The organism is Roseobacter sp. S87, assembly GCF_055693285.1.
Window position 1 is genome coordinate 166,679 of record NZ_JBVFTR010000004.1, and the last position, 16,816, is coordinate 183,494.

The 16,816-nt window shown below is 60.4% G+C and carries 12 protein-coding genes and 1 pseudogene; 11 read left to right on the top strand and 2 right to left on the bottom strand.

Annotation, left to right across the window (positions count from 1 at the left end; genetic code table 11):
• The first annotated feature begins 125 nt into the window (after nt 1-125).
• From ACZ1HA_RS01710 to ACZ1HA_RS01720, 3 genes and pseudogenes are all read left to right on the top strand, one after another.
• On the top strand, nt 126-362 hold the full coding sequence (locus ACZ1HA_RS01710; RefSeq protein ID WP_472712622.1) for a hypothetical protein: 237 nt from the start codon (nt 126-128) through the stop codon (nt 360-362).
• A gap of 77 nt (nt 363-439) precedes the next feature.
• Nucleotides 440-1,888 (top strand): TrkH family potassium uptake protein, encoded by a 1,449-nt coding sequence (locus tag ACZ1HA_RS01715; RefSeq protein WP_472715263.1) that lies wholly within the window; start codon nt 440-442, stop codon nt 1,886-1,888.
• 34 nt (nt 1,889-1,922) lie between these two features.
• Nucleotides 1,923-3,484: pseudogene (locus ACZ1HA_RS01720) on the top strand (5-guanidino-2-oxopentanoate decarboxylase).
• Between the two features lie 8 nt (nt 3,485-3,492).
• On the opposite strand, the gene ACZ1HA_RS01725 reads toward ACZ1HA_RS01720, so the two are convergent.
• A complete protein-coding gene (locus ACZ1HA_RS01725; protein WP_472712623.1) occupies nt 3,493-5,274 on the bottom strand; it encodes a serine protease in 1,782 nt (593 codons plus the stop codon).
• A 158-nt stretch (nt 5,275-5,432) separates the two neighbouring features.
• Between ACZ1HA_RS01725 and ACZ1HA_RS01730 the strand changes: the two genes are divergently transcribed.
• The 8 genes from ACZ1HA_RS01730 to glmM all read left to right on the top strand — a co-directional run bounded on the left by ACZ1HA_RS01730 (nt 5,433) and on the right by glmM (nt 15,771).
• Entirely contained in the window at nt 5,433-6,374 is a 942-nt protein-coding gene (locus ACZ1HA_RS01730; protein WP_472712624.1) for a glycine--tRNA ligase subunit alpha, read from the top strand.
• Nucleotides 6,371-6,892 carry a DUF6446 family protein gene (locus ACZ1HA_RS01735; RefSeq protein ID WP_472712625.1) on the top strand — a complete coding sequence of 174 codons (522 nt, stop codon included), beginning with the start codon at nt 6,371-6,373 and terminating at the stop codon, nt 6,890-6,892. Before ACZ1HA_RS01730 ends, ACZ1HA_RS01735 begins: the two co-directional genes overlap by 4 nt.
• Before the next feature lie 47 nt (nt 6,893-6,939).
• Nucleotides 6,940-8,976 carry a glycine--tRNA ligase subunit beta gene (gene glyS, locus ACZ1HA_RS01740; protein WP_472715264.1) on the top strand — a complete coding sequence of 679 codons (2,037 nt, stop codon included), beginning with the start codon at nt 6,940-6,942 and terminating at the stop codon, nt 8,974-8,976.
• Between the two features lie 92 nt (nt 8,977-9,068).
• Nucleotides 9,069-11,606, top strand: a complete 2,538-nt coding sequence (locus tag ACZ1HA_RS01745) for a putative PEP-binding protein (protein WP_472712626.1) — start codon at nt 9,069-9,071, stop codon at nt 11,604-11,606.
• A 152-nt stretch (nt 11,607-11,758) separates the two neighbouring features.
• Nucleotides 11,759-12,394 (top strand): cell wall hydrolase, encoded by a 636-nt coding sequence (locus tag ACZ1HA_RS01750; protein WP_472712627.1) that lies wholly within the window; start codon nt 11,759-11,761, stop codon nt 12,392-12,394.
• A 94-nt stretch (nt 12,395-12,488) separates the two neighbouring features.
• A complete protein-coding gene (locus ACZ1HA_RS01755; RefSeq protein ID WP_472712628.1) occupies nt 12,489-13,412 on the top strand; it encodes a dihydroneopterin aldolase in 924 nt (307 codons plus the stop codon).
• Between the two features lie 3 nt (nt 13,413-13,415).
• Complete coding sequence (folP, locus tag ACZ1HA_RS01760) at nt 13,416-14,429, top strand: dihydropteroate synthase (RefSeq protein ID WP_472712629.1); 1,014 nt, start codon at nt 13,416-13,418, stop codon at nt 14,427-14,429.
• Nucleotides 14,422-15,771 (top strand): phosphoglucosamine mutase, encoded by a 1,350-nt coding sequence (glmM, locus tag ACZ1HA_RS01765; RefSeq protein WP_472712630.1) that lies wholly within the window; start codon nt 14,422-14,424, stop codon nt 15,769-15,771. Before folP ends, glmM begins: the two co-directional genes overlap by 8 nt.
• Here glmM and ACZ1HA_RS01770 read toward each other — a convergent pair.
• Nucleotides 15,768-16,688, bottom strand: coding sequence for a DMT family transporter (locus tag ACZ1HA_RS01770; protein ID WP_472712631.1), 921 nt, complete (start codon nt 16,686-16,688; stop codon nt 15,768-15,770). The two genes, glmM and ACZ1HA_RS01770, sit on opposite strands and share 4 nt — an antisense overlap.
• Nucleotides 16,689-16,816: the final 128 nt, after the last annotated feature.

A 16,816-nucleotide genomic window follows, 5' to 3' on the forward strand; every position in this document is an offset into this window, starting at 1 on the left:
ACTTATTATTAACGCCGCGCTGCAGCATTGACCTGGCGGCTATGCAGAGATTGCAATTCTAATCAGGGGCAGCCCGTATATATACAGGCGGTAACACAACACCCCTGAAAGGTAAGAGGTTCACAATGGCCTTCCATGATACTCACGCCGCCGCTCCTCGCGACATCCTTCATTCCGCCTATGCTGGCATCGTTCAGTTCTTCGCCAACCTGGGACACTCGATCGTGCTGGCTTCCGAAGCCCGCCGCCGTCTTGAGGTCGTCGAAAACCTGCAAAGCCGTTCGGATGCTGAACTGGCCGCAGTCGGCCTGAAGCGCGACGACATCGTCCGCCACGTCTTCAGCGACCTGTATTACAGCTGAGACAGATCTGCGGCGCAGACTGACACCTGGCCGGGTGGTGCTTGACACTGGTCCGGCCAGCAGCCAACCCTGCGCTCATGCTGGATCTGCGCCCTGTCGGATATGTCATCGGTTTGCTCGTGGCCGTGCTGGGCGTGGCCATGTTGCTGCCCATGCTGGTGGATCTTGCTGAAAACCGTGGCCACTGGCCGGTTTTCGCGCAATCCGCGCTGATTACCACGCTTGCCGGCGGGCTTATCGCCGGTGCCTGCGCCAACGGTGTCAAAGAGGGCCTGACCATTCAGCAGACCTTTCTGCTGACCACCTTGGTCTGGATCGCGCTGCCGCTTTTCGGTGCATTGCCCTTTGTGCTGGGGGAAACCGATGCCCGTTTCGTGGATGCGTTTTTTGAAGCGATGTCGGGGCTGACAACCACCGGATCAACTGTTTTCTCCGGGCTTGAGGACATGCCGAAGGGCATCCTGCTCTGGCGCGGTATCATGCAGTGGCTTGGCGGTATCGGCATCATCGTTGTGGCCATGGTTTTCCTGCCCGAACTGCGTGTGGGTGGTATGCAGATCTTCAAATCCGAAGGTTTTGACACCATGGGGAAAATCCTTCCCCGCGCCGGTCAGATCGCAAGCCAGATATCATCGATCTATCTGGCCCTGACGATGGCCTGTGCCCTTGTGTATCTTGGTCTAGGCATGGGGGCATTCGATGCAACCGTGCATGCTCTGACCACTGTATCGACGGGTGGTTTTGCGAACTATGACGCCTCCTTTGGTGCCTTTTCCGGCCCGCACGAATACGCGGCTACACTCTTTATGATCCTGGCGGCTCTGCCCTTTGTTCGCTATGTGCAGCTGATCAACGGGCAGTCCTCGCCGCTGTTGCGGGACAGCCAGGTACTGACGTTTCTTGCAACGATTGTGGTGGTGCTGGTCATCATGTCCGCCGTGCTCGTACAGACCAATCCGCAGTTCTGGGGCGACTCGGTGCGTCAGGCTCTGTTTAACCTGACCTCGATCATGACAGGCACAGGCTATGCCTCGGTCGACTACATGGGGTGGGGGCCGTTTCTGGTGTCGATGTTCTTTTTCATCGGCCTGATCGGTGGCTGCGCGGGTTCAACGACCTGTTCGATCAAGATTTTCCGGTATCAGCTGCTCTTTGCTTCCATCAAGATGCAGCTGCGCAAAATCCGCTCACCTAACGGGGTGTTTGTTGTGCGATATGACAGGCGGCGCGTGGATCAGGAAGTGCTCAGCTCGGTCATGTCCTTCTTCATGTTCTTTGTTGTGACCCTGGGGCTGCTTGCGGTTGCCCTCAGCCTCACGGGGCTGGACTTCATCACCGCCGTTTCTGGCGCCGCGACCGCGCTGTCAAATGTAGGCCCGGGTCTCGGGGACCAAATCGGCCCTGCGGGGAATTTCGGCGGGCTGAACGATACCGCCAAATGGCTGCTGGCCATTGCGATGTTGCTGGGGCGGCTCGAACTTCTGGCGGTCTACGCCATTCTGACTGTGAACTTCTGGAGAAACTGAGATGCAAAGGCCACTGGGCGCGCAGATATCCCATATGCTCAAAGACCGTGGTGTCGATGTGATTTTTGGTATTCCGGGTGTGCATAATCAGGAGATGTACCGGGGCATCGAAGAGGCGGGCATCACCCATGTGCTGGCGCGCCACGAACAGGGCGCAGGCTTTATGGCCGATGGCTATGCGCGTGCGACGGGCAAGCCGGGCGTGGCCTATGTGATCACCGGGCCGGGTCTGTGCAATATCATGACACCAATGGGGCAGGCCTGGTCGGATTCGGTGCCGATGCTGGTGATCTCAAGCTGCCTTGATGAGACGGCCGCAACCCGAGGCCAGCTGCATCAGATGAATGATCAGCGCGCGGCGGCCGAAACAGTCTGCGACTGGTCCGAAGAAGCGCGGACGTCAGAGGCGGCATATACACTGATCGACCGGGCGTTCAGCGAATTCCGACATCAGCGGAAACGCCCGAAACACATTCAGGTACCGATCGCCGCGGGGTGTGCCGCGGCGGCTCCCGCGCCACCTGAGGCGTCCTCTGATGCCGCACGCAGACAGGTTGCACCTGCGCCGGCATGCGGTGACGTCGCGCAAATGCTGAAGACTGCGAAACGCCCGGTGTTTGTGTTTGGCGGTGGTGCTGCGCATCTGCCTCAGGGCGACGTGGCCCTGCGCGTTGCCGAAAAATCAGGTTCTGCGGTTTTCACAACTTACGCGGGCCGGGGGATCGTACCCCCGATTACCCGCTGTTGTTCGGTTCCTGGCTTGCACGCCCTGACAGCCACGCTGTGATTTCTTCCGCTGATCTTGTGATTGCGGTAGGGACCGAGCTGGCTGAGGTAGATCTGTGGCGCGCAAAGCTTGCTGAAGATGTGACGCTTGTGCGTGTCGACACCGATGCATCCGTTCTGGCGGACCCCCATAACGCCGACCTGCGCATCAACGCGGATGCCGCGGATTTTCTGGATGCCCTGCTGTCGGCGATGGCGGACAGCCAAAACGCATCTGGATGGAGCGCGGATGAGGTTACCGCAACCCGCAAGCGCTGGCGCTCTGAACTGGACGCTGAGCGACCCGGCATCCTGCCCGTCTGCGATGCGCTGAAGGAGTGTCTGCCCGAAGGCACCATGATCTATTCTGACATGACGCAGTTTGCCTATGCCGCCAAGGAAGTCTGGGACATGGACCGGCCGGGTCACTGGCACCATCCATATGGCTTTGGCACGCTGGGCTATGCCACGCCAGCGGCCATTGGTGGTGCGATTGCGCGCCCCGGACTGCCCACTATGGCGATCATCGGCGACTACGGGTTCCATTATACAATGCAGGAGCTGGGTGTGGCCGTAGAGCTGGGTCTGAGCCTGCCTATCTTCCTGTGGGACAATGGCAAACTGGGCGAGATTGAGGACAGTATGGTGCGTGCTCAGATTGCGCCCAATGCTGTGGTCGCGCACAACCCTGATTTCTGCAAACTGGCGGAAGCATTCGGCGCCCGCTCTGCGGCACCTGCCGATCTTGGCGCTCTGCAGTCAGCAGTCCGGGCGGCTTTTGAAGCGGACGGCCCAACGCTGATCTATGTGAACTCCGGAATTGCGGGCTAGCTGCGGGATCACTCCCAGCAGCTCACAAGCACGGTCATGTCAGCGCCCAGAGAAGCGATGTCTTCGGGGGCCAGCGTATCGGTGCGCGCGCTGTAGGTCACATCGAGGCCGGCGCGTGTTGCAAAGTCAGACAGAGCCGCAGGGCTCAGAGAAAACTGAACATCGTCCGGCAACTGGCGATTGCTCTTTGGCCGGGGCAAAAGCATGCCAAAGACATTTCCGTTCTGATCCATCACCGGACCACCCTGATCACCGGTCAGCGCAGGCACGGTCAGACGGTTGAGCGTCGGTTCCCCCCCAAGACCGCTGAGGTCTTCGAGCGCGCCAAAAGTCACTGAAGGCGCATTGAGCGTGCCCTCATAGGAATATCCGGCAACCGCAATCTCTGAGCTGAGCTGCGGCGGCACCGGGCTGAAGCTCGCCACGTTGAGCGGCGACAGGGTCTCTCCCGGGGTCACCAGAGCAATGCCGCGATCGGCGTCAATCAGGCTGAGTTCCGCATCCAGTTCACCGTCCAGTGTGATCCGCGAGCAGTTCTGGACAACCTCGGCCGTGGTCAGTACCGCGCCCCGCTGCGTGACAAAAAAGCCGGACCGCGATGCACGCGGGCGCCGGACTGACAGGCCGGAAACCAGATCGGCATCCTGTGTCAGCGTCGTGCCGGTCGCCGGATCCATGACGCCGGGCAGACGTGTCAGACTGGTGTCCATCCGTGAAATCAAACGTGTGCGCCGTGCCTCATCATCAGCGGGCCAAACCAGAGTGAACCCTTTGATCTCGCCACTTCGCAGGCTCACCCGTGTTTCGCTGACAATTCTGTTGCTGCGGCCAACAATGGTGAAACCGTCCCGTTTCAGGGCCCGGTCGCCCTGAAGCGGCACAATGCTGAGCGTTTGCATCACTGCATAAAGGCCGGCCAGCGTATCCCGGTCCCCGGGCTGACTGATCAGCACGACCATCGGGCCGTTTTCCTGCAGGGGGCGGTAATGGGCAAATGGGGCTTCATAGCGGTCAAACTGCACAACTGACATTGGCAGGCTTATTGAAATACCCGCAGTAGCATCACGCACTGTCTGCAGGCCGAGACCGTCGAGAATGGCGTTGTACTGCGCAATCAGGCGCGTGCGCTGGCGTGTGGTCAGGACACCTGTTTCCGGCCGATCGTTCGCCCGCTGCCAGGCGGACATGCTCGCACGCGTTCCGCGTCCGAAGGCGCCGTCAATGGCGCCACGGTAAAAGCCGCCATCCTGCAGCGCGATCTGCAGTTCCTGACGTTCTTCACGTGTCAGCGCCCGTTCGCTGCGCAGCGCCGCGGCGCGGTTTTCCGGGTCCGGCGTGTCCGTGACCGCAGGCGTTTCCGGCAGGGCTTCGGGCGCTGTCGTGACGGTTTCCGCCGGTGCGGGTTGAGCCGGGACAGGTGCGGGTGCGGCTTCAGTGGTCAGGCTTGTCACACCCTGCGTGTTCACCGGCCAGTATTGCGCGCCGTACGCGCCGCTTTGCGCAATGTAGCTGTCGCGCGGGATCAACCCGTCGCGCCGGTAAACCTGCAGCACCTGCTGTGCGTCCGCCCGGGAATAGGGGCCAAGTGCAATCGCGAACCAGCCTCTGCCCATATCAAAGCCTGCGACATCCTCGAGTGTCCGGGCGTATTCAGCCGCCTGATCTGTTGCTTCTGCGAGGCTCGGCCGGGCTGCAATCTGGACCCAGACAACGTCCTGAGCGCCCTGCGCCCGTGCGCCCTGGGCAGGCATCAGAACCAGCAAAGCCAGAACAAAAACATACCGCAACATAATCCGCTTACTCCTGCGTCCTGAACACCGGCGACACATAATCAGGAAAACAGCACTTTGGCCATAAGACATTGGTCAATTTATCCCGTTCCGCGCAATTGACGCCCGCATCACGCGCACGTAGGTAAGGCGCTCAGGAAACCCCCGAGGCACAGGCCATGACCAGGACCGTCGACCGACCAAAGTCGTTTCAGGAAATCATTCTGCGGCTGCAGAACTACTGGGCCGCGAAAGGCTGTGCTGTGCTGCAGCCCTACGACATGGAAGTGGGCGCGGGAACCTTCCACCCCGCGACAACGCTGCGCAGCCTCGGTACGCTGCCCTGGGCTGCGGCCTATGTGCAGCCATCGCGCCGTCCCACTGATGGGCGGTATGGCGACAGCCCCAACCGCTGGCAGCACTACTACCAGTACCAGGTGATCATCAAACCCAGCCCGCCGGATCTGCAGGATCTGTATCTCGGGTCACTGGAAGCGATCGGCATTGAAATGGCACTGCATGATATCCGCTTTGTCGAGGACGACTGGGAAAGCCCGACTTTGGGCGCCTGGGGTCTGGGCTGGGAAGTCTGGTGTGACGGTATGGAAGTCAGCCAGTTCACTTATTTCCAGCAGGTAGGCGGTCATGACTGTCACCCGGTATCGGGCGAACTGACCTATGGTCTGGAACGGCTGGCCATGTATGTGCTGGGATTTGATGACGGTAACGAGATGCCGTTCAACGACCCGGACTGCCCGATCCCGCTGACCTATGGGGATGTCTTCCGCGAGGCGGAGGCGCAATACGCCCGCTGGAACTTTGATGTAGCGGATACCGACATCCTGCTGCAGCACTTTATTGATGCAGAGGCCGAATGCGCGCGGATCCTGGATGCACCGGTCGATGACCCGAAAACCGGCCGCCGTATCGTCATGGCGCAACCCGCCTACGACCAGGCGATCAAGGCCAGCCACATCTTTAACCTGCTGGATGCGCGCGGCGTAATTTCGGTCACCGAACGCCAGGCCTATATCGGCCGGGTCCGGGCACTGACCAAACGCTGTGCCGATGCCTTCGTGCAGACACAGGCCGGGGGCTGGACCCCGGAGACGGCTGCATGAACGGGAAAATAGTCGGAACGGTTATCATGGTCAGTGCGCTGGTCGCGGGTGCGGCTCTTTATTATCTGCAGGTTTATGGCTTTTACGAAGAAGCCTCGGCCGATGTGCAGGAGGTGCGGCTGATGTCGCTGACGGCGCAGGAACCTGTTGCGATCCTGGCCGAAGGGATCGAGGCGATTGATGCCGAAAGCTCGCCCATCCGGTTCCGTGCCTGCTTCCGGACATCTTCCAGCCTCGCAATGCTGACTGAAACCTTTGTCGGGCTGGACCGTGCGGTGCCACGCAATGCGCCCGAGTGGTTTGACTGCTTTGATGCGTCAGCCATTGCTGCGGAACTGCAGGCCGGCACGGCGCTGGCTTTCCTGGGCGAAAAGAATGTGGCCTTTGGTGTGGACCGGATCGTTGCGATTACCGACGACGGCCGTGGCTATATCTGGCACGAACTGAATGACTGCGGTGAGAAAGCCTACGATGGCACTGTCGTCGGCGAAGAATGCCCCAAATCGGATGCGAACTGATGCCTGATCTGCTGATTGAACTCTTTTCCGAGGAAATTCCCGCACGGATGCAGACGCGCGCCGGCGAGGACCTGAAAAAGCGTATCACGGATGGTCTCGTCGATGCAGGCCTGACCTATGCCTCTGCGGCCGCCTTCACAACGCCGCGCCGTCTGACGCTCGCGCTGGGTGGTCTGCTGGCCGAAAGCCCGACCACTGTTGAACAGCGCAAAGGACCGCGCGCCGATGCACCGGAAAAGGCGATCGAAGGCTTTCTGCGCGGTGCCGGTCTAAGCCGGGAGGATCTCGAAGAGCGCGACACACCGAAAGGTCCGGTGCTGTTCGCAAAGATCACCAGACAGGGCCGCCCGGCGGCAGATATCGTTGCTGAGGTTCTGGAAAAGACAATCCGTGAATTCCCCTGGCCCAAGTCCATGCGGTGGGGCAGTGGCAGCCTGCGCTGGGTGCGTCCGCTGCATTCCATTCTGTGCATTCTGTGCGATGAGGCGGGTGCCAGTGTCGTGCCACTGGACGTGGATGGGATCGTGTCGGGCGATACCACAACAGGTCACCGCTTTATGGCGCCGGCACCGTTCCCGGTGACGTCTTTTGACGATTATACCGACAAACTGAAACAGGCTTCCGTGGTACTGGACCCTGCGGAACGGGCCGATACGATCTGGAACGATGCCACCAATCAGGCCTTTGCGAACGGTCTTGAAGTGGTTGAGGACAAAGGTCTGCTGGCCGAGGTCGCGGGCCTCGTTGAATGGCCCGTGGTCCTGATGGGCCGCATTGCTGATGACTTCCTCGATCTGCCGCCCGAAGTGCTGCAGACCTCAATGAAGGAACACCAGAAATTCTTCTCGGTACGCAATCCGAAAACGGGCCGGATCGAACGCTTCATTACCGTGGCGAACCGTGAAACTGCCGACAATGGCGCGACCATTCTGGCGGGGTACGAAAAGGTGCTGGCGGCCCGTCTGGCCGATGCTAAGTTCTTCTGGGAGAACGATCTGAGGGTGGCCAACGGTGATATGTCCGTCTGGCTGGATGCACTGAAAAACGTGACGTTCCACAACAAACTGGGCACCCAGGCGGAGCTCGTGGACCGCATGGCCAGCCTGTCGCGTGAACTGGCTCCTCTGGTCGGCGCGGACCCGGATGCCGCCGAAGAGGCCGCTCGTCTGGCCAAGGCGGATCTCAGCTCGGAAATGGTCTATGAGTTCCCGGAACTGCAGGGTCTGATGGGCCGCTACTATATTGAGGCATCGGGCCGTACTGCCGAGATCGCAGCCGCCGCCGAGGAACATTACGCTCCGCTGGGCCCCTCTGATGCGGTGCCGACCGCGCCGGTTTCGGTGGCCGTGTCCCTCGCAGAGAAGATCGATAAGCTGACGGGGTTCTGGGCGATCGACGAAAAGCCCACGGGCTCCAAGGACCCCTTCGCATTGCGTCGCGCGGCACTTGGAATCATCCGGATTGTACTGGAAAACGATCTCAGCCTCAGACTGGCGGATGTATTCACGCAAAGCTCAGGCGCTATGTCCGCAGCGGGTGTGTCCGGAGAAGCCGACATGTCGGACATTGTTTCTTTCATCCACGACCGTCTCAAAGTCTACCTGCGTGACCAGGGTGTCCGTCATGACGTGATCGACGCCTGTATTGCGATGGACTGCAGCGACGACCTTGCACTGCTGGTCAAACGGGCGCGGGCGCTGTCGGATGTTCTGGGCACGGATGATGGGGAAAACCTGATCCAGGCCTTTAAACGCGCGAACAACATTCTTACGCAGGCTGAAGAGGCCGATGGCGTGGAATACAGCTATGGCGCGGACGTGAAATTTGCCGAAACAGACGAAGAACGGGCGTTGTTTGATGCACTCGATGCTGCAGAGGCGGCCATTGCCCCGGCTATGCAGACAGGGGACTTCCCGGCGGCGATGACTGCAATGGCGGCGCTGCGTGCACCGGTAGACGCGTTTTTCACTGCTGTTCAGGTGAACGCGGACAATGCAACCGTACGTCGCAACCGTCTCAACCTGCTCAGCCGTATCACGCGCATCTGCAGATCCGTCGCCGACCTGACGCGGATAGAGGGTTAAAAAACAACCCTTTGCCCGCCGTTGCGTGGGCCGAGGGTCTTGTCACATTAGCTTTACGCCGTATGCTGCACCCCTGAGAAAAAGGTGCCGCAGTGCAGAATAACCCGCATACAACCCTTGTTACGCCGAAAGCGCCGATTGCGACCGACACCCATGGTGGCCGGGCAAAGTGCCTGCAGCGTCTGGTGCGGCTTGATCTGCCGGTTCCCCGCACGGTGGCGCTGTCCTTTGAGGCAGTGGAACGTATTGCCCGGGGCGAGATGCCGGATATTCCGGCAATTGTGTCGCAGTTTGCAGAAGGGGCGCTGCTCTGCGTGCGTCCATCGTCCGAAGACCCGGACTGGGGCGGGCCCGGTGCCATTCTCAACATCGGGATGAATGCAGACCGGCAGGCTGATCTCGCGGCCCGGTTGGGCGCGGAAGCCGCCGAGGCCATCTACACGCGCTTCGTTCAGTCCTATGCGGTGGATGTCGCACGTCTTGATCCGGATATGTTCGATGATGTGCGCCCCGAAAGTGCGGCAGGGCTCAAGGATTCGCTCTATGCCTATGAGGCAGAATATGAGGAACCGTTTCCCACGGACCCCGCGGAACAGCTGACGGCGGTCCTGAAGTCCATGGCGCGGGCCTGGGACGGCACAACTGCGCGCCTGCTGCGCCAGGCCAAAGGTGCCCCTGCGGACGCAGGCCTGGGGCTGGTCGTCCAGGAAATGGCCCTGGGTCTTGGTTCAGGCGAATGCGGGTCCGGCGTGCTGCAACTGGTCAACAGCGAAACAGGTTTGCCGCAGATCACAGGCCGGTATCTCAGCCAGAGCCAGGGGCGGGATGCGCTAGAAGGCGATGCCGCAGCCGTCTATCTGAGCCGTGATCCGCGTGGACCGTCGCTTGAAGAACTGGTTCCGGATGTGTTTGCCCGTCTGCGCGATCATGCGTCGCTGATGCGCGAACGCCTGCGTGAGGAGATGCAGCTGGAGTTTGTGTTGGACAATGGTGCATTGCACATTCTGGACGGTGTGCGCGTCGCGCGGTCGAGCCAGGCAGCCGTTCGGATCGCTGTGCGCCTCGCAGAGGATGAAATCATTCCTCGGGCCGAAGCCCTGATGCGGGTGCAGCCCCGAACGCTGTCTGAACTGCTGCACCGCCAGGTCAGCCCAGCGGCACGACGCGATGTTATCGGGACCGGGATTGCCGCCAGCCCGGGTGCTGCAACGGGCCAGATTGTGTTCAGTGCTGCTGAGGCGCAGGCCAGTGCGTCACGCGGTGAGCCCTGCATATTGGTGCGCCGCGAAACCTCGCCCGAAGACATCCGTGGAATGCATGCGGCGGCTGGTGTTCTGACCGAACGTGGCGGCATCACGAGCCATGCCGCTGTGATCGGGCGCGGCATCGGCCTGCCGTGTGTTGTGGGTGCATCCAGCATGCGGTTCAACAGAAGCCAGAAGCAGCTCATTGCTGAAGACGGCAGGGTGTTCCAAAGCGGTGAAGTCATCACGGTTGACGGCACGTCCGGTGAGGTATTGGCCGGAGCCCCGGAAATGCGTGAGGCGGCTCTGGACGAAAGCTTCCAGCAGCTGATGGACTGGGCAGACGAGCTGCGCGACATCGATATCCGCGCCAATGCCGACACACCTGCGGATGCGCAGACGGCCCGGAATTTCAATGCCCAGGGGATCGGCCTCTGCCGGACCGAACATATGTTTTTTGAAACCGGGCGCCTGACGGTCATGCGGGAGATGATCTTTGCCGAGACCTCGCAGGACCGGCGGGCCGTTCTGGAACGTCTGCTGCCGATGCAGCGGGCGGACTTCACGCAGCTTTTCCGCATTATGCAGGGCAAGCCGGTCTGTATCCGTCTGTTTGATCCACCGCTGCACGAGTTTTTGCCCACCGACCGGGCCGGCCAGCGTGAACTGGCCGAAGCGCTAGATCTGCCATTGTCTGATGTAACGCGCCGCATCAGTGCAATGTCGGAATACAACCCGATGCTCGGTCTGCGCGGGGTTCGCCTGGGTGTGACTGTACCCGAGATCTACGAAATGCAGGCACGTGCCATTTTCGAGGCGGCACTGGATGCCAGTGAGGACGGTGCTCCCGTCGTGCCGGAAATTATGATTCCGCTGGTGTCAGCACGGCGAGAGGTCGAACTGGTAAAGGTCGCGATCGACGCGGTAGCTGCTGCCGTCAGGTCAGAGCGGGACTGTGATTTCGATTTCCGCCTGGGCGTCATGGTCGAAACGCCGCGCGCAGCACTTCGCACGGCAGATATCGCGCCATACTGCGCTTTCCTGAGTTTTGGCACAAATGACCTCACACAGATGGCCTATGGCCTGTCGCGTGACGACGCTGGCCGCTTTATGTCCGATTACGTGCAGCAGGGCGTCTTCCCCGAAGACCCGTTCCACGTCCTGGACGCGGAGGGTGTTGGTGAGCTGCTTAAGATTGGGGCAGGAAGAGGGCGCGGGGCGCAACCTGACATCACGCTATCTGTCTGCGGCGAGCATGGTGGTAACCCCGAATCGATCTCCTTTTGCAGGGACGCCGGATTCGACTATGTGTCCTGTTCCCCCTTCCGGGTACCGGTGGCGCGACTAGCTGCCGCACAACTGGCGATTTCTGACAAAATATCGTGACTTTCCAAGAAAAACACACCGAATGTAGTGTTTTTCCGTCCGATTTTCACTTCAAAATCCTCATTCGTTAACCACGAATCTAGCCGTAAACTTTACGTCAACCTTTTATCCGGTTAGAGCACGCCGCAGAGTTTAAGGTGGGGGACGCAGTCATGCGTGGAATCTGCAAGACAGCTTTTTCGTTTTTTTTGGGATTAAATATTGGTTTTATCGCGGCAGGCCCGGGCATTTCCAGCCCAGGCGTCAGTGGCAATTCTGACGCGGCATCCCTGCAGGAAGTGACCGAGGCACGCATGCGCGATACGCGTTTGCCGGCGGCGACGCCTGTGAAAGTGGAATTCTCGCGCAGCTGGGTAGACGCCCAGCCGGAAGCCGTGGGCGGCGACGAGCTTGGCTGCCTCGCTGAGGCGCTTTATTTCGAAGCGCGTGGCGAGACCGTCAAAGGTCAGTTCGCGGTGGCCGAAGTCATTCTGAACCGCGTGAAGTCGGAACGTTTTCCGTCGTCAGCATGTGGCGTGATCAATCAGGGTACAGGCAAGAAATACCAGTGCCAGTTCACCTATACATGCGATGGCCACAAGGAAGTGATCCGCGAGCCGCGCGCATTCGAGCGGGTGTCTAAAGTTGCCCGTGTCGCACTGGATGGCCTCGCGCCCAAGCTGACTAAGGGTGCGACACACTATCACACGACTGCAGTCAGCCCGCGCTGGTCGCGGGTCTATACCCGGACAACGGCAATCGGCGATCATATCTTTTACCGGCACACCTGGCAGACTGCGAGCAACTGACGCATTCCTGCCATGGCGCGACGGTTCCGGGCCTGATAATGCGTGCGTGTGGCCTATCACGGGCCACACAGAACCGCAGGGAAAGGCCCTATCCATGAGCTCTGAAATCAGACTGGCATTCGCGCATCCCGCAGAGCGTGCCGAGGCTACTGCAGCCGAGGGGCCTCTGGACAGGATCTCTCTGCGCGATCATATCGTGGATGTCGAGATTGGTGCGTTTCAGGCCGAGCGCGGTGTGACCCAGCGCATCTGTTTTAATGTCGTCGTAGAGGTGCGCCCGCTGACCGGACCGATTGATGATGATGTGGACAGGATTCTGAGCTACGACAAAGTCACCGAAGCCATCGCAACGGAGCTGTCGGACGAGCGTCTCAACCTGCTGGAAACCCTTGCCGAACGTGTAGCGGAGCGCATTCTGCTTGAGCCGCAGGCAGAACGGGCATTCGTCCGCATTGAAAAACTGGACCGTGGGCCAGGCGCTCTGGGTGTCGAAATCGTGCGGGCGCGGGACCAGGTCGATGCAGACCGTGGCGCCGCTACGGAAACACTGAACCCGGAACTGGTGTATTTCAGCAATGAGGCTGTCGCGTCGCCTTATCTGAAAGGCTGGATCGATCAGCTTGCTGCACTCGGTCGTCCGCTGATCTTCTGCGTCGGGGCCCCGGATCTGCCGGCGCCGCAGACGGGACACCGGATGGCACAGGGCCGCATAGATCTGCTGGCGATCGAGCAGAACGCCTGGACGCTTGCCGCGCGCGACGACCGTTGTGTTGTTGTCTCGACACGTACAGAGCTGGACTGGGCTATGCGCAATGGGCAGTCCTGCGTCTGGGCACCCTCAAAGATTGTTCTTGATGCAGTTGACGGGCCGTCTGCACAGCCGCGCGATGCCGTGGCGCTGGCGGCGTGGTTCGCCGCAACTTTTGACGCGGGCGAGCTTCTGGTCATCGGATCAGAAGAACCGGACGAAGCGTCCGTTCCACTGCGCCATGTATCGGCAGATCAGCCGGAACTCTGACCGGTGGGCTCTGTTTTCCGCCCGATCGCTCAGACGGATCCGGCCCGGCCGGCAGATGCGGTCACACTTGCCGGTGGCTGGTGCTGGTTCAACGAGGCAGAGGTTCTTGAGCGTGGAAAACCAGCCCGGGTCATAAGCGCCGCAGACGTGCCGGCCAGCGTTCTGGAGATGCTGTCTCAACCGAGGTATGCTGTTGCCGGTATGATCTTCGACCGGCCGCGGATCATGGGCATTCTCAACGTGACGCCGGACAGTTTTTCGGATGGCGGTCGCCATTTCACGGCGGCTGCGGCGATGGCTGCAGCGCTTTCGATGAAGGCGGCAGATATCGTGGATGTCGGAGGCGAATCCACGCGGCCAGGCGCAGTCACTGTGCCGGTTGAGGAAGAGATACGGCGGACGGTTCCGGTGATCAGTGCACTGCGCGGGGCCGGCATGGACGGCCCGCTGTCCATCGATACGCGCAAAGCGACTGTTGCGGATGCGGCTCTGGCGGCCGGAGCCGATCTGGTGAACGATGTCTCCGGCTTTACCTACGACAGCGATCTCGCACCGCTGTGTGCTGACCGGAATGCCCCCGTCTGTGTGATGCATGCCCAAGGCGACCCGGCCACGATGCAGCAAAACCCGACATATGATGATGTTGTGCTGGACGTATATGAATTTCTGGAAAGCAGAATTACAGACCTCATTGAACAGGGCATTCCCCGCAACCGCATAATTGCAGACCCGGGCATCGGTTTTGGAAAGACTGAGGCGCATAATCTGGCGCTTCTGGCGCGCCTGTCAGTTTTCCACGGTCTCGGTGTGCCGGTGTTGCTCGGAGCTTCGCGCAAGCGGTTTATCGGGCGCATCGGTGAAGCGGCCGAGCCGTCAGACCGTATGCCCGGCTCCGTAGCTGTTGCGCTCGCGGCGTTGAAACATGGGACACAAATTGTGCGCGTACATGACGTGCCGGAGACCGCTCAGGCCATTGCGCTGTGGCGGGCAACCATGGCAGGACATGCCCATGGATAAGCTTTTTGGTACCGATGGCGTGCGCGGCACAGCCAACATTCACCCGATGACCGCCGAAATGGCGTTGCGGATTGGCGCGTCCGTAGGGCGATACTTCAGTCGCGAAACGTCCTCCGTGCACCGCGTGGTTATCGGCAAGGATACGCGTCTTTCCGGCTATATGTTTGAGAACGCGCTGACCGCCGGTCTGACGTCTACCGGAATGAATGTGCTGTTGCTGGGGCCGGTACCGACGCCCGCAGTTGGTTTGCTGACAAGATCCATGCGGGCGGATCTGGGGGTTATGATTTCCGCCAGCCACAATCCCGCACAGGATAACGGCATCAAATTCTTTGGCCCGGATGGATTCAAGCTGTCTGATCAGGTCGAAGCCGAGATCGAAGCACTGATTGCTGAAGGCGTAACCGCAGCAGCTGCCGACGGCATCGGACGGGCCAAACGCATCGACGATGGCCGGTTCCGGTACATCGAACGCGTCAAAACTTCGTTCCCGCGTCAGATGCGGCTGGATGGGCTGAAAGTTGTCGTGGACTGCGCGAATGGTGCGGCTTACCGCGTGGCGCCCGAAGCGCTCTGGGAACTGGGGGCGACCGTCATTCCGGTGGGCGTCGCGCCAAACGGGCAGAACATCAACAACGGATGCGGCTCCACCAGCCCCACATTGGCGGCGGAGAGTGTAATCGCGCATGGCGCAGACGTTGCCATTTGCCTCGATGGTGATGCAGACCGTGTCATTCTTCTGGATGAACACGGACGGGTCGGCGACGGTGATCAGTTTATGGCCCTTATGGCCTCCCGCTGGGCAGCAGAAGGCAGGCTTGCCAATGAGGCCCTTGTTGCGACGGTTATGTCCAATCTTGGGCTGGAAAAGTTTCTGGAAAACAAAGGGCTGCGGCTGGAGCGTACGGGGGTTGGCGACCGCTACGTGGTCGAGCGGATGCGCGCCGGAGGTTTCAATCTTGGCGGTGAGCAATCCGGTCACATTGTGATGACCGACTATGCGACTACGGGCGACGGCCTGATGGCTGGCCTGCAATTCCTGGCCGAAATGGTGTCTTCGGGAAAACCCGCAAGTGAACTGCTGCATAACTTTGACCCGGTGCCTCAGCTGCTGAAGAACGTGCGCTTTGCGTCGGGTCAGACACCGCTCGACGCAGAGCCTGTAAAGGCGGCGATCCGGACTGCAGAGGACGAACTGCGCGGGCAGGGCAGACTGCTGATCCGCAAGTCCGGGACGGAACCGCTGATCCGTGTCATGGCGGAACATGAAAATCCGGCTGTTATGGAAACGGCCGTGGACCGTGTAGTTGAAGCTGTGGCAGATGCGGTCAGCGGAGCCTAAGACTTCCCGAACAATCTGCGGAAGGCGCCATACTGGCTGAGACCTACACCACTGAGGATAAGCACCATTGCCAGCAGCAGCGATGGCGGCAGAGGCTCGGACAGAAAAAACGCGCCGAGCACGACGGACCAGACGGGCACCTGGTAATTGGTCAGGGACATGAATACCGGACCGGCGGTGCGCACAACGAGGACACGCAGCAGATTGGCTGCTGCTGTCGGGATCAGGCCAAGCATGGCAATCACAAACAGTGTTTTCTGGTCGGGAACCGGCGGCAGCCCTTCGTTCATGAGGGCGATCGGAACCGTTATCGCCGCACCGATGATGAGCAGAACAGTAGACAGCCCGATGGTGTCAACGGGTGGCAGCCGTCGCATCAGAATACTGGAGGTGGCGTAACAACTGGCAGCGCCGATACAGGCAGCGCGCCCATAGGGTTCCAGTGCAGCCCCGGTCGTTTCAAAGGCCTGCCCACCGATCAGAATACAGACACCAACGAAGCCGATAACAAACCCTCCGGCTTTGCGCGGGGTGATTTTTTCGCCGGGCACGAGGTAATGTGCGAGCGGCAGAATGATAAGCGCCACAGAGGCCATGGAGACGCCGGCAAAACCAGAAGTTACATACTGCTGACCCCAGGCGAGCAGCATGAACGGGATCGCAGAGCTGAGCGCCCCGATTGCGAGCGTTGCGGACCAGGCGCTGCGGTCGGGCGCTTCGCTGAACAGCCGGAACCCCAGACTACCCCAGATCGCGGTCATGAGCGACGCGGCAAATACGATCCGCCCTGCTGCCAGCCAGAATGGTGTCATGCCCTGCAGTGCGATCTCGGTAACCAGAAAAGTGCCGCCCCAGGTGAAGCCGAGTATCGCGACCATCATCCAGCTGCGCGCTGTTATCTGCGGGGCGGAGGTCAAGGCCGGGTGCTCTGATCTGACACTATGATGAAGGGCATGAATTCTTCCGCAAAGACTAAAGACGGGTCATCCATGTACGTCAGATACCTGCGTGCATTTCCGGAAAACTTCAGCGCGCGGGGGGCGGG